This is a genomic window from Aeromonas sp. 96A (assembly GCF_051919165.1).
GTDB lineage: Bacteria > Pseudomonadota > Gammaproteobacteria > Enterobacterales > Aeromonadaceae > Aeromonas > Aeromonas veronii.
Genome location: NZ_JBQBFE010000001.1, coordinates 1,522,983 through 1,536,552, shown reverse-complemented (window position 1 = coordinate 1,536,552; position 13,570 = coordinate 1,522,983). Strand labels below are relative to the sequence as shown.

General features: G+C 60.7%; 14 protein-coding genes. 3 read left to right on the top strand and 11 right to left on the bottom strand.

Annotated features, from left to right (window positions below; translation table 11 throughout):
- Positions 1-386: 386 nt before the first annotated feature.
- From ACTG2W_RS06905 to ACTG2W_RS06895, 3 genes are all read right to left on the bottom strand, one after another.
- On the bottom strand, positions 387-1,736 hold the full coding sequence (locus ACTG2W_RS06905; protein ID WP_440016133.1) for an APC family permease: 1,350 nt from the start codon (positions 1,734-1,736) through the stop codon (positions 387-389).
- Between the two features lie 366 nt (positions 1,737-2,102).
- Positions 2,103-3,392 (bottom strand): 4-aminobutyrate--2-oxoglutarate transaminase, encoded by a 1,290-nt coding sequence (gabT, locus tag ACTG2W_RS06900; RefSeq protein ID WP_106842484.1) that lies wholly within the window; start codon positions 3,390-3,392, stop codon positions 2,103-2,105.
- Positions 3,393-3,516: 124 nt separating this feature from the next.
- Positions 3,517-4,980, bottom strand: a complete 1,464-nt coding sequence (locus tag ACTG2W_RS06895) for an NAD-dependent succinate-semialdehyde dehydrogenase (protein ID WP_106842485.1) — start codon at positions 4,978-4,980, stop codon at positions 3,517-3,519.
- A gap of 413 nt (positions 4,981-5,393) precedes the next feature.
- Here ACTG2W_RS06895 and puuR point away from each other — a divergent pair, with 413 nt between their 5' ends.
- Together puuR and ACTG2W_RS06885 are read left to right on the top strand one after the other, a co-directional pair.
- Complete coding sequence (gene puuR, locus ACTG2W_RS06890; protein WP_106842486.1) at positions 5,394-5,996, top strand: HTH-type transcriptional regulator PuuR; 603 nt, start codon at positions 5,394-5,396, stop codon at positions 5,994-5,996.
- Between the two features lie 45 nt (positions 5,997-6,041).
- The gene (locus ACTG2W_RS06885) at positions 6,042-7,319 is read left to right on the top strand and encodes an NAD(P)/FAD-dependent oxidoreductase (RefSeq protein ID WP_106842487.1); all 1,278 of its coding nucleotides are present in this window, start codon (positions 6,042-6,044) and stop codon (positions 7,317-7,319) included.
- A 127-nt stretch (positions 7,320-7,446) separates the two neighbouring features.
- Here the strand turns inward: ACTG2W_RS06885 and ACTG2W_RS06880 are convergent, their stop codons facing one another.
- The 6 genes from ACTG2W_RS06880 to ACTG2W_RS06855 all read right to left on the bottom strand — a co-directional run bounded on the left by ACTG2W_RS06880 (position 7,447) and on the right by ACTG2W_RS06855 (position 11,053).
- Positions 7,447-7,695, bottom strand: coding sequence for a DUF3297 family protein (locus ACTG2W_RS06880; protein ID WP_005338226.1), 249 nt, complete (start codon positions 7,693-7,695; stop codon positions 7,447-7,449).
- Between the two features lie 112 nt (positions 7,696-7,807).
- The gene (locus ACTG2W_RS06875; RefSeq protein WP_421308337.1) at positions 7,808-8,020 is read right to left on the bottom strand and encodes a GNAT family N-acetyltransferase; all 213 of its coding nucleotides are present in this window, start codon (positions 8,018-8,020) and stop codon (positions 7,808-7,810) included.
- A 57-nt stretch (positions 8,021-8,077) separates the two neighbouring features.
- On the bottom strand, positions 8,078-8,236 hold the full coding sequence (locus tag ACTG2W_RS06870; protein ID WP_374809139.1) for a hypothetical protein: 159 nt from the start codon (positions 8,234-8,236) through the stop codon (positions 8,078-8,080).
- An 85-nt stretch (positions 8,237-8,321) separates the two neighbouring features.
- Entirely contained in the window at positions 8,322-8,801 is a 480-nt protein-coding gene (locus ACTG2W_RS06865; RefSeq protein ID WP_227096060.1) for a TIGR00645 family protein, read from the bottom strand.
- A gap of 192 nt (positions 8,802-8,993) precedes the next feature.
- On the bottom strand, positions 8,994-10,379 hold the full coding sequence (locus tag ACTG2W_RS06860; RefSeq protein ID WP_005338217.1) for an ATP-binding protein: 1,386 nt from the start codon (positions 10,377-10,379) through the stop codon (positions 8,994-8,996).
- Positions 10,379-11,053, bottom strand: a complete 675-nt coding sequence (locus ACTG2W_RS06855) for a response regulator transcription factor (RefSeq protein WP_040066247.1) — start codon at positions 11,051-11,053, stop codon at positions 10,379-10,381. Before ACTG2W_RS06855 ends, ACTG2W_RS06860 begins: the two co-directional genes overlap by 1 nt.
- Before the next feature lie 199 nt (positions 11,054-11,252).
- Between ACTG2W_RS06855 and ACTG2W_RS06850 the strand changes: the two genes are divergently transcribed.
- A complete protein-coding gene (locus ACTG2W_RS06850) occupies positions 11,253-11,933 on the top strand; it encodes a bactofilin family protein (RefSeq protein WP_106842489.1) in 681 nt (226 codons plus the stop codon).
- An 87-nt stretch (positions 11,934-12,020) separates the two neighbouring features.
- On the opposite strand, the gene ACTG2W_RS06845 is transcribed toward ACTG2W_RS06850, so the two are convergent.
- On the bottom strand, positions 12,021-12,569 hold the full coding sequence (locus tag ACTG2W_RS06845) for a cytochrome b (protein WP_005350133.1): 549 nt from the start codon (positions 12,567-12,569) through the stop codon (positions 12,021-12,023).
- A 288-nt stretch (positions 12,570-12,857) separates the two neighbouring features.
- A complete protein-coding gene (gene tsaA / locus ACTG2W_RS06840) occupies positions 12,858-13,562 on the bottom strand; it encodes a tRNA (N6-threonylcarbamoyladenosine(37)-N6)-methyltransferase TrmO (RefSeq protein WP_106842490.1) in 705 nt (234 codons plus the stop codon).
- Between the last annotated feature and the right edge of the window lie 8 nt (positions 13,563-13,570).

Sequence of the window (13,570 nt, the reverse complement as noted above, 5' to 3'; positions counted from 1 at the left end):
GGGAAGAGAACCCTGTCATGGCGTATGAAAAATCGGCAAATCGGGGCTGCAGGGTGCATAGCGCCTCAACATTGATCCTGATCATATTTAGCGGCGTTCCCCCGGGCTCGAGTCCAGCGAACTTATCGGCTGGCGGGGGATGGGAGGGGTTGAAGTGGATAAAGAGTGGCTGCATATCCATTCACATTAATGACTGAGGATAGAAGGCAACGCGGCTCGGGCCATGGCCCGGGGAGCAGTCCGGCTGGGTAGTTATTTGAAATCAGTCACACTTCCTGCAGAAACCGCATTTCTGGCAACCCGTGCTGCTGGCAACCAGCGCGCCGCAAAAACAACAAGGAGCCCGCAGGCTCCTTGTTCGCTATCGGGGGGAGGGGCGCCAGCGGTTACTGGGCGATCTCCACCTTGTCGGCGGTATGCAGCGGGATGCGGAACACAGTCAGGCGCAGGAACAGGTAGATGGCCCCCAGCGCCGCCCAGATCAGCCCCAGCTCGAAGGAGGATGGCTCGAGGTTGAGCCACAGTACCCCGATGCAGGCGGCGCCACAGAGCGGCAGCAGCAGGTACATCAGGTGATCCTTGAGACACTTGTTGTGACCGAGCTTCACATAGAAGTGGGCAATCACCGCCAGATTGACGAAGGTGAAGGCCACCAGGGCGCCAAAGTTGATCAGCGCCAGCGCCATTTCCAGATCCAGCGACACCGCAGAGAGGGCCAGCAGGCCGACCAGCAGCACGTTGAACGCCGGAGTCTGCCACTTCGGATGGATGTAACCGAAGAAGCGGGCGGGCAGGGCGCGATCACGACCCATCACGTAGAGCAGGCGCGATACACCGGCGTGGGAGGCGAGCCCCGAGGCCAGCACCGCTACTGTGGTGCAGACCAGTACCACCGCCTGGAACAGCTTGCCGCCAGCATAGAGTGCGATCTCCGGCAATACCGCATCCGGATGCTGGAAGCGGGAGATGTCCGGGAAGTAGAGCTGCAGGAAGTAGGAGGTAGTGACAAACAGCACACCGCCGATCAGCGCCGTCAGCACGATGGCGCGGGGGATCACCCGATCCGCGTCCGGGGTCTCTTCCGACAGGGTACTGATGGCGTCAAAACCGAGGAACGACAGACAGAGGATGGAGGCCCCCATCAGCAGCGGCGACACCTGGATCTGCTCGGAGAAGAAGGGACGGCTGCTGGCCACGGTCCCCAGCCCCTCACCATTCTGAACGCCCCAGGCGATCAGGCCGATGAAGATGGCGATGATGCTGAACTGCATCACCACGATCAGGCTGTTGAAGTTGGCCACCAGCTTGATGCCGCGCAGGTTGAGGGCGGTCATCACCGCCGCCAGACCGAAGATATAGGTCCAGGGCTCCACGTTCGGGAAGAGGGCTTCCAGATAGATCTTGGCCAGCAGCATGTTGATCATCGGCATGAACATGTAGTCGAGCAGGGAGGTCCAGCCCACCATAAAGCCGACATAGGGGTGAAACACCTTCTGGGCATAGGTATAGGCGGAGCCGGCTGACGGGAACTTGCGCACCAGATGGCCGTAGCTCAGGGCAGTGAACAGCATGCCGATGAGGGCAAACAGGTAGGCGGTCGGCACATGGCCTTCGGTGATCTCGGTGACGATGCCGAAGGTGTCGAACACCGCCATGGGGGTGAGGTACGCCAGTCCCATAACCACGACCTGCCACAGTTTGAGGGTCTTTTTCAGACCAACCTGCTGGGCCGCCATTATGCATGTTCCTCATGCAGTGCCAGAGTGGCACGGTCCATCAACGAAACCGGGAGAGAGGCCCGGGAATCAAGGGCGCCAGGGCGGCGCACACCGGCCATGGCCGGTTGGAAAGCATTGAGATGCCCCATGTTGTTCCTCACTAGACTTGGTGTCGGGAGACTGCTGCCAATCTCGCTATCTTTTCCGGGGGTGATCCGGCCTCGTTTATGGGTTTGTTCACTGTCTAAAAAAGAACCGATGCCATTGTTTTACATCGGTTCTTTCAGTGGCGGCGCATTGTGCATTTGCAGGGCCCCCTTGACAAGAAAAAAAGGGGGCAAAATTGCATTTATTTGCACAGGTAAGTGGTCACTTTCCTGCTGGTCAGGCCAGCACGGCCTCCAGTGATTTTTCAAGGAGTTGCAGCCCCTCGTCAATCACTGCCGCAGGGGCTGTCAGGGGGGCGAGAAAACGGATGACATTTGCGCGCACCCCGCATGAGAGCAGGACCAGACCCCGTTTGCCCGCCTCGGCCACCAGTTGCTTGGTAAGGTCGGGATCGGGCTGACTGGCATCACGCCGTTTCACCAGCTCCATGGCCACCATGGCACCGGGGCCGCGAATTTGACCTATGCAGTCAAAACGCTCGGCTATGCGTTCCAGCCCCGCCTTGATCTGCTCCCCCTGATCCAGTGCTTTCTGGTTGAGTTTCTCCTCGTCGATCACCTGCAAGACCGCCAGCGCGGCGGCGCAGGCAATGGGGGAACCGGCATAGGTGCCACCTAGACCACCCGGTTTGGCCGAGTTCATGATCTCCGCCTTGCCCACCACCGCCGAGAGAGGGAAGCCCCCCGCCAGACTCTTGGCCAGGGTCATGATGTCCGGCTCGATGCCGGCATACTCGGTGGCGAAGGTCTTGCCGGTGCGGCAGAAACCGCTCTGGATCTCGTCACAAATCAGCAGAATGCCGTGCTGATCGCAGACGCTGCGCAGCTTCTGCATAAAACTCGGGGAGGCGGGATAGAAGCCCCCTTCGCCCTGTACCGGCTCGATAATGATGGCGGCAACCCGGCTCGGCTCGATGTCGGCGCTGAAGCAGAGCTCGAGGGCGTGCAGGGCATCCTCTTCACTCACCCCGAGATAATCGGCGGGGAAGGGGATGTGGTAGACCTCCCCCGGGAAGGGGCCAAAGCCGGTCTTGTAGGGGACCACTTTGCCGGTGAGCGCCATCCCCATCATGGTGCGGCCGTGAAAGCCCCCCTTGAAGGCGATGGTGCCGCTGCGACCGGTGTGGGCACGGGCAATCTTGATGGCGTTCTCGACCGCCTCGGCGCCGGTGGAGAGAAACAGGGTGCGCTTCGGCGTCGGGCCGGGCACCAGGGCATTGAGCTTCTCGGCAAGCTCGATATAGCCGGGGTAGGGGGTGACCTGAAAGCAGGTGTGGCTGAACTTTTCCAGCTGCTCGCGCACCGCCGCCACCACTTTGGGGTGGTTGTGACCGGTGTTTAGCACGGCGATGCCGGAGGCAAAGTCGATATAGCGGTTGCCCTCCACATCCCACAGCTCGGCGTTTTGCGCACGGTCGATAAAGACCGGCAGCAGGGTACCGACGCCATTGACCACGGCCGCTTCGCGGCGCGCTTGCCACGCCTTGTTTGATTCTGACTGACTCATCTTTCCTCCCTGAGGGGCCGCAGCCCCCGATATTCCCTGAAAATGTGGCAGGCGTTTTGGCGCCTATTACCGCCGATCAGCCCATCGGGCCAGATCGGCGGCGCCTTGTCTCTCTGTTGCTGCCCTAGCGAATGGCGCCAAAGCAGAGGTATTTGGTCTCCAGATACTCCTCCAGCCCCTCGGCAGCCCCTTCCCGGCCCAACCCCGACTCCTTGATCCCGCCAAAGGGGGCCAGCTCGGTTGAGATGATCCCCTCGTTGATGCCGACCATGCCGTACTCCAGCTGCTCGGCGACGCGCCACACCCGGGCGATATCGCGGCCATAGAAGTAGGCGGCGAGCCCATAAGGGGTGTCGTTGGCAATGGCGATGGCCTCGGCTTCCGTCTCGAAGCGCACCAGCGGGGCGACCGGGCCGAAGATCTCCTCCTGCAGGATGGGGTTGGTTTTATCCACCTTGCCCAAAATGGTGGGGCGGTAGAAGAGGGGGCCGGCGGGGTGAGCTTCGCCCCCCAGCAGCACTTCGGCACCGGCGGCGACCGATTGCTGCACCAGCTCGGCCACCTTGCTGGCGGCGGCGGGGTTGATGAGCGGGCCGATCTGGGTGCCCTCCGCCATGCCATCTCCCACCTTGAAGGCCTTGACGGCGGCAGTCAGCTTCTCGGCGAAGGCGTTATAGACGCTGGCCTGCACCAGAATGCGGTTGGCGCAGACACAGGTCTGCCCGGCGTTGCGGTATTTGGAGGCGAGCGCCCCGGCCACCGCGGCATCGAGGTCGGCGTCGTCAAAGACGATAAAGGGGGCGTTGCCACCCAGCTCCAGCGACAGCTTCTTCATGGTGTCGGCGCACTGGCGCATCAGCAGTTTGCCAATGCGGGTGGAGCCGGTGAAGGAGAGCTTGCGCACCACCGGATTGCTGCACAGCTCGTTGCCCACCGCGCTCGCCTGATGGCTGGTGACGATATTGATGACACCGGCGGGGATGCCCGCCTGCTCGGCAAGCAGCGCCAGTGCCAGCGCGCAGAGCGGGGTCTCGGCGGCAGGCTTGATGACGATAGTGCAACCGGCAGCCAGCGCCGGGCCCGCCTTGCGGGTGATCATGGCAATGGGGAAGTTCCACGGAGTGATGGCGGCGACTACCCCGACCGGCTGCTTGATGGTGGCTAGCCGGCGATCGCCGCTAAAGCCCGGGATGGTGCGGCCATAAGCGCGCTTGCCCTCCTCGGCGAACCACTGGATAAAGCTGGCGCCATAGGCCACCTCGCCCTTTGCTTCCGCCAGCGGCTTGCCCTGCTCGCAGGTCATGATGCGGGCCAGTTCGTCGCTATGGGCGGTGATGGCGGCAAACCAGGCGTAGAGCTTGTTGCTGCGCTCCTTGGCGGTCAGCGCCGCCCAGGCGGGTTGCGCCGCGTGGGCGGCCGCGATGGCGCGGCGGGTATCCTCGGCATCCATGTCGGGCACCTGGGTAATGACGGCCCCGCTGGCGGGGTTGGTGACCTCGAAGGTGCGGCCGCTGGCGGCCTCGCACCACTGTCCATCTATATAGGCGCGGGATGTGATCAAGCTGGAGTGGGATGTTGTTCCTGACATGAGAAGCCTCGAGTGTGGGTCAGAGCAGCTGGTTGCCGGAGTGAGCCGACCCTTCCTGCGCCGCTGCCGTATAAAATAATAAGCACAGGAAGACCATAATTTGAGCTGAAATGTTTTTCAAGTGTTAAATATATTTGAATTGCTGGGGGGCGCCATGCTAGAAAATGAGCTGTGTAGCGCGCTTTCTTCGGTTCACTTGCAGGCTGCAAGTGGGCAAACGACCGGGGGATGGTAAATCAGGTGTGCAAAATAATGAACGGCTGTGCTGTGTAACATAGTGAACGGCAAGGGAAAGCTGGTCGGCTATTTTAACCAGCAGGGTAAACAGGCTGCGCCTGATCCGATGCGATCACGCGCAAGCAGGAGAGGCTGATGATGCAAGGATGCAGAGATAGCGCAGCAGGGGGCTTGTCATGAGCGGGCCACAGAGCCGGGAGAGCGTGGCTCGACCGTTGGGTGCGGCTGACGCCGGGGCGCGCACCATGGGGGAACGGTTGGCGGCGGTACGCCATCAGCTGGGGCTCTCCCAGCGGCGGGCGGCAGAGTTGAGCGGCCTGACTCATGGCGCCATCTGCATGATCGAGCAGGACAAGGTGAGCCCCTCGGTCGCCTCCCTGCAAAAGCTGCTCACCATCTACGGCCTGCCGCTGTCGCGCTTCTTCGCCGAGGAGGAGAGCCGTACTCCGGAGGTGGTGATCAAGGCGGATCAGCTGATCGAGCTGGGCAGTCAGGGGGTCTCTCTCAAGCTGGTGCACAACGGCAACAACCGCCGCCAGCTCGGCTTTATGCTGGAGACCTATCCCCCCGGCACCGACACCGGCGGTCAGGTGACCCATCAGGGGGAAGAGGTCGGCACCGTGCTGGAGGGGTCGGTGATCCTGACGGTGGCGGGCCAGAGTTATCAGCTGGAGGCGGGCGACAGCTATGTGATCGACACCGGCGAGCCCCACAGCTTCAGCAATCCGTCGGGGGAGACCTGTCGCATCGTCAGCGCCCACACCCCGGCGAGCTTTTAATCCTGACAGTAGTTTGGCAACCGAACCGGTAAGGAAACAGGGATCATGACCGAACATGTAAGCAGTTACTACGCAGCCAGCGCCAATAAACACGCGCCCTATCCGACATTGACCGAGCAGCTGGAGTGCGATGTCTGCGTCATCGGGGCGGGCTATACCGGCCTCTCCAGCGCCCTGCATCTGGTAGAAAAGGGCTACAAGGTGGTGGTGCTGGAGGCCGCACGAGTCGGCTTTGGCGCCAGCGGTCGCAACGGCGGCCAGATCGTCAACTCCTACAGCCGCGACATCGACACCATAGAAGCGAACTGCCCGCCGGATCAGGCCAGGCTGCTCGGTTCCATGTTGTTTGAGGGGGGACAGATCATCCGCGAGCGGATCAAGCGCTACAACATCCAGTGCGATCTGCAGGAGGGGGGCGTCTTTGCCGCCGAGACCGAGAAGCAGCTGCACGAGCTCAAATCCCAATACGCCCGCTGGCAGAAGTGGGGCAACGACCAGCTGGAGCTGCTCGATGCCAAGGGGGTGCGCGAGGTGGTCGCGAGCGATCGCTACGTCGGCGCCCTGCTCGACAAGAGTGGCGGCCATATTCACCCCCTCAATCTGGCGTTGGGGGAGGCGGAAGCGATCCGCATCCAGGGGGGGCAGATCTTCGAACAATCCGCCGTCACCAGCATCACCCCGGGTCAACCAGCACTGGTCAAGACCGCCAAGGGGGCGGTGAAGGCGCGCTTTATCGTGGTGGCCGGCAACGCCTATCTCGGCAATCTGGTGCCCGAGCTCGCCGCCAAGAGCATGCCCTGCGGCACCCAGGTGATTGCCACCGAAGTGCTGGGAGAGGAGCGGGCCCGTTCACTGCTGCCGCAGAACTACTGTCTGGAGGATTGCAACTACCTGCTTGACTACTACCGCACCTCCGGCGATCACCGGCTGCTCTATGGCGGCGGTGTGGTTTATGGCGCGCGGGATCCGGCGGATATCGAGCGGCTGATCATCCCCAAGATGCTCAAGACTTTTCCGCAACTGGCCGACGTCAAGGTGGAGTACACCTGGACCGGCAACTTCCTGCTCACCCTGTCGCGGCTGCCGCAGTTTGGTCGCATCGGCCCCAACATTTACTACATGCAGGGCTACAGCGGCCACGGCGTCACCTGCACCCATCTGGCGGGCAAGCTGCTCTCGGAGGTGCTGAGCGGTCAGGCCGAGCGCTTCGATGCCTTTGCCAAACTGCCGCACTACCCCTTCCCGGGTGGCCGCCTGTTCCGTATCCCCTTTACCGCCGCGGGCGCCGCCTGGTACACCCTGCGCGATCGGCTGGGGGTATAAGATCCGCTCTGCGAGAAATGTGGGTTGGTGGCTGCCGCTTAGATAACGCTGACGCCAGCACCAATACCGGAAACAACAAGGCCACCGCGAGGGTGGCCTTGTTGTTTATCAAGCAGCAGCGCGCTGATTAGCTGTAGAAGGCTTCAACGGTGCCCTTGAGCTTGATCAGGATGGGCTGACCACGGCGATCCAGCGCTTTGGGGGAGGGGATCTTCACCCAACCTTCGCTGATGCAGTACTCCTCGACATCGGTGCGCTCTTTGCCGTTCAGGCGAATACCGATCGGGTGCTCGAAGCATGCGGCCACATAGTGAGGGCTGCGGGGATTGCAGGAGAGGTGATCCGGCAGAGCCGGTTTGGTGCTGGTATCGCTCATCGATATAACCCGAAATGAATAAAAAGTGGGTCATTGTAGAGAATGCCGCCATGGCATTCAAGGCGGCCACAAAACAGGCAAAGCGTGCTCGCCATCGCTATGGGCGACCCGCTTATCCTCGTTGCCAATGCATCACCAGCTCGGGGCGACCGCTATGCTCGCACAACTGCTGCTCACCCTCTTTGAAACCGTTGCGGGAATAGAAGCGCCGCGCCTGCTCATTTTCGGCGTAGACCGTCAACTCGAGCCGGTCATATTGGGCTTTGAGGTGTTCGAGCAGTTGGCTACCCAGCCCGTGTGATTGGTGATCAGGGGAAATAAACAGCGCGGCAACAGACCCCTGATACCAGGAGATAAAGCCCAGTAGCTGTCCATCCTCCTCTTAGACCCAGCTCTGGCTGGCGGGCAGGTAGATATCGCGCATCGCTGCCCGTTGCTCATGCCAAAAGGCGGCGGGAATAAAGTCGTGGGCTTGTACCGATGCCTGATACCAGAGCTCGACGGCGGCATCCAGATCGGTGGCAGATAATGGGCGGATCATAGTGGCCTCGACTGTGAAGAGTGGTCGCACGATATGCCCGCTCCATGTCGTGTTATCGGGCATATCGTTTATCGCAGGCTGACTCCTATTTGCGGGTCAGCTTGTCGAGGTAGCCCATGGCGAATGCCGAGAGGACAAAGGTGATGTGGATCAGCAGGTACCACTTGATCTTGTCGTTGGGGAGATTTTCGGCATTCATAAACACCTTGAGCAGGTGAATAGATGAGATGGCAACAATGGAGGCGGCGACCTTGTTTTTCAGGGAGCCGGCATCGAGCTTGCCGAGCCACACCAGTTTGTCGCTCTCATCCCCGACATCGAGGCGCGAGACGAAGTTCTCATAGCCGGAAAACATCACCATCACGATAAGTCCCCCCACCAGGGTGATATCGATCAGCGACAGTGTGACCAGCACCAGATCCACCTCTTTCATCTCCAGTATGTTGGGCAGGATATGGAGGATCTCCTGAAAGAATTTCACTCCCAGTGCCAGCAGTATGAGGCTGAGCCCAAGATAAATGGGGGCCATGATCCAGCGGGATGCGTACATCAATCTTTCAAACATGTTTTCCATAGTGCGATTACAGGTCCATCAAATGGTTAACAAACGAGTCGGCCATAGCTTAACCGAGATGCCTCACATCTCAAGCATCTCGATAGCATATTGCTGAATTGGGTGGTGTCAGGCAGGAGTTTTTAACCCTGGGTAGGGCAGTGCAGCGGGTGGCAGAGGGCCCGTGGTCGGGCCTATCCGGTGTCAGGGCAGGTCCAGGGTAAAGCGGGCGCCGCCGAGGGGGGATTCATCGACCCGGATCTGGCCGCCGTAGCTGTGGACGATTTCGGTCACCACCGCCAGACCTATGCCCTGACCCGGCGAGCTGTCAGCCCGAACGCCGCGCTGGAAGATCTGCTCCGATTTGGCCGGATCGATTCCCGGGCCATCATCTTCCACTTCGATACGCAGCCGCTCGAGATGGCGGCGCACCGTCACCTTCACTTCGCTGATGGCAAACTTGCAGGCATTGTCGAGCAGGTTACCCATCAGCTCCATCAGGTCGCCCTGTTCGCCGTGGAAGAGGGCGTCATCGTCGAACTTGAAGTGGGTTTGCAGCTTCTTGTGGCGATAGACCTTGGTCAGGCTGGCCAGCAGTTTTTCAATCAGCGGCACCGGCTCGGTGCCCTTGCTGGCAAGGCGCTGGCGGCCAGTAACGGCCCGTCTGAGCTGATACTGGATCATCTGATCCATGGTGAGGATCTGCTCGTTGATGTTGTCGTGGATCTCCCGCCCCAGCTTCACTTCGCGGGTGGTGATCTGGATCAGCGCCAGCCGGGTTTTCAGGCTGTGGGCGAGATCGTTGAGGGCGTGTTGGTAGCGCTGGGTCTGCTGGCGTTCGTTTTCCAGCAGCTGGTTGATGGAGTCGGTCAACGGGGCCAGCTCCCGCTCAAAATCGCTTGAGAGGTCATCGCGCTTGCCAGCCCGGATATCGTCGATCTGACGGGCGATGGTGCGCAGGGAGCTGAGGCTCCAGAAGGTGGTGAGCAGCAGCAGCCCGGCCAGCAGCATATAGGCGAGCAGCGCCTGTTTGGCAGTCTGGTAGAGGTAGGTGCGGGACTCTTCGTGGTAGCGTTTGGCCGAGTCGATCATCACCACGTAGTAGGCGGTGGTGCCGCTGCCGGGATTGCGGATAAACCGCAGGCTGTAGACGAAGTAGCTCTCGCCGTTCTTGATGGTGTGCTTCTTGAAGAAGTAGTCGAGATCCATCCCCCCCAGATACTTCATCAGATCGCCGCAGATGGTCTGTTTGGCCTTGATCACCTCCGGCATATGGAGGCTCGACCAGACCAGATCGCCATCGGCGCGGCAGATCAGGGTATCGAGGTTGCGATCCCCCGCACCACGGGATATCCGCCCCAGCTCGACGTTCGATCCCTTGTCATCCGGCTCGGTGGAGGAAAACAGCTTGGCCAGGTTCTCCTGCATCCGGGCGCTGGCCTTCTGGGTCTGCTCCTCGACATGGCCGAGGTAGAGGGCGTAGACGGCAAACCCCATGATCAGCGCGATGACCAGCAGCGAGCTGAGCAGCAGTTTGATGTGCAGTGAGCTGCGGATCATCTTGATGGGGCGCGGCAGATGAAACTGCATCAGTTACAGGAGAGGTTGAAGATGTAACCCTGACGCCGGATGGTGGAGATGGGTTGAATCGTCCCTTCCGGATCCAGCTTCTTGCGCAGGCGGCTCACCATCACCTCGATGGTGTTGGGATCCCCTTCGCCGTCGCCGTAGAGCTGGTCGAGCAGTTGCTGTTTGGAGACCACCTGACGGGCGTTGCGCATCAGGTACTCCAGAATGAGGTATTCAAAGCTGGTGAGCACCGCAACTTCACCGGCGATGGTCAGCTCCTTGCGGGAGAGATCCAGCTCGTAATCACCAGCCTTCACTTTGGGCGAGATAAAGCCGGCGCTGCGGCGCACCAGCGCATTGAGTCGGGCCAGCAGCTCATCTTTCTGGAACGGTTTGACCAGATAGTCATCAGCACCCGCTTCCAGTCCTTCGACCTTGTCCTGCCAGTTGCCACGGGCGGTCAGCACAATGATGGGGAAGGGGATCTGCCGTTCACGCAGTTGCCGGATCAGTTGCAGGCCGTCCATATCGGGCAGACCGAGGTCGATGATGGCCACATCAATGGGATAGTCGGCGGCGTAGTGCAGTGCAATCCCGGCCTGGTCGGTGCTGTAGACCTGATTGTCGGCTTCGGTCAGCAGAGAGGAGAGGTGGTGATTGAGCAGCTTGTCGTCTTCGACCAACAGAATTTTCATGATGTGAGCGGTCATAGGGATCCAGGCTGTCAATTAGAAAGTGTATGTCGCTTCGAGTCAATTCGAATCCTAATGCATCCCGGCTGTATTGGGACTGAATCAGCGGGACTTCAGAGTTCGCGCCAACTGGTCGTTTAACCATGGTCCGGGTTGTCGATGGCCTGCTGGTCGGCAGCCATGCTGCGAAAGGTTTGATGTGATGAGAGAGATGGCCGGGAGGCTGCTGGCGCGACTGCAACAGCGTGAGCGCAGCGACCTCCTCTATATTGTCTGGCTCTGCTGGGGGGCAGCCTTGCTGCTCTACGTGCTGGGGTCGCCCTGTTTTCTGTGGCCAGTGGCGCCGATGCCGCTGGTTCTGCTTGTGTGGTTGGTGGAGAGAGTACGGATGTTTGGAAGAAACAAAGGTGGTGCGGCTACTGCGTCGGCCGGTGCCACTGTGATTGCAGCCGGTGCCCGCTTCAAGGGTGAGTTGCAGGTGGAGGGGGATCTGGAGGTGCGCGGTCAGGTCAATGGCACCATCCAGCTCATCGGTGGTGTGCTGCGCATCATGCAGGGCGGCAGTGTTGAGGGGGATGTGAGTGCGCCCCACGTGATCATCAATGGTCTGCTGGAAGGCACCTGTACCTCCGCCGAGGTGGAGATCCTGGAGAGCGGCAAGATGCAGGGGATCTTCAAGGGGGGCAGTCTCTCCATCTGCAAGGGCGGCAACTTTGTTGGCCAGTCCCAGCCCACCGTGGCCGGCAAGGCCGATCCTGTGTTGCAAGCCTTGTCTGAAAACAGTTCGTCCGGGAGCAAGCAGCCGGAGAACAAGAGCAATGTGAAAAAGCTGCCGCACGAGCCGAAAGGCAAGCCGACCGAGGAGCTGGCCAAGCAGGCGTGATGCCGTTTGCCAGCGGTGCAGATGACGGTGGTTCAGGAAAACAGAGAGGGGACCACAATGGCCCCCTCTGCATTTCCCCGTTACCCGTTAGCTGCGGCGTGGCGGCAGCATATTGGTGAGGGTGTTGTCTTTGAGAATATGGTGGTGATAGAGGGCCGCCACCGTGTGCAGGCCGATCAGGGCGTAACCGATATTGCCCAGCGTCTCGTGCACCTCCTTGATCAGTCCCTTGAGATCCGGACTTGGGGAGAGCAGGGCAGGCAGCTCAAGCCCGAAGAAGGGGATGGGCTTGCCCGCGGCGCTCAGCAGCAGCCAGCCAAACAGCGGGGTGAGAATCAGAAAACCGTAGAGGGCGAGGTGGGCCAGTTTTGCCAGCTTGTGCATGATCGGGGAGAGCTCGGGCACGATGCGCGGCGTCGGGCTCATCCAGCGTAGGGCCAGTCTGACAAAGACCAGGGCGAAGATAAGCAGCCCCAGCATAAAGTGCCACTCCTTCATCAGATCACGGCCAGGATCCCCTTTGGGGAAAATATCGCGAAATTCGATCAGGGCGTAGACGGCGATCATGGCCCACAGGGTCAGCCAGTGCAGCCCGATATTCAGGGTGCCATAACGTTGTTCACTGTTCATCAGCATAGGTTTGTTCCTTCGAAGTGCTGTCACATCCGTGTGGCATCCCCGCACTCAAACGTGTCGGGGCCAGGCCAGATCCTTTGGTGGCAACAGCAGAGCTACCATGCTTGCCATACATCGATAGCCTGCCGCTGGCATCAGTCAGAGAGGAGATGCCCTCTGCTGTCTGCATGGTATCACTGGCAACCGGGTGGATAGTCTGATCAATGCCACACAATTTACAGGCTCATTAAGCCCCTTGTGACGTGAAGAAGGCGTGAAATAGCATCCGTGATGTCAGCCCGCCAAGGTTCAGGCGGGCTCGATGGCCAGCACCACGCAATCCGGCTCGCTGATGCGAAAACGGACGTTGCAGTCAAACAGCCGCACCCCGTACTCCTTCTCATCGGGCTTGCCCTTCTTGTAGGCGGGGCGCGGATCTTGCGCCAGCACTTCGCTCACCAGCTGGCGCAGCTCGGGATGGGCCTTGAGCCAGGGTTGCAACTGCTGCTCGGCCTCGGCACTGAAGCTCACCGAAAGCGGCGGGGTGGGGGCGTCGGGGGCAAAACCACCATGGGCATCCGGCAGGCTGTCGGCATAGGGAATGTAGGGCTTGATATCGACGATGGGGGTGCCATCGAGCAGATCCACCGCCCCCAGCTCCAGCCACAGCTTGCCCCGCTCGCGACCGACCCCGTGCAGCTCGACCACAGAGAGCCCTAGCGGATTGGGGCGGAAGGTGGAGCGAGTGGCAAAGACGCCGACCCGTTCGTTGCCGCCAAGGCGCGGCGGGCGCACAGTCGGGTGCCAGCCCTGCGCCATGGTCTGGTGAAAGACGAAGCTGAGCCACAGATGGGAGAACTGCTCGATGCCGCGCAGCACATCCGGCTGATCGTAAGGGGGGAGCAGCTCGAGGCGGGCGCGGGCCGATTTGACCAGACCGGGCTGGCGGGGGATGGCGAACTTCTCCTTGTAGGGAGAGCGGATGATCCCGAGGGTGTCGATTTCGAACTTCATGGCGGATC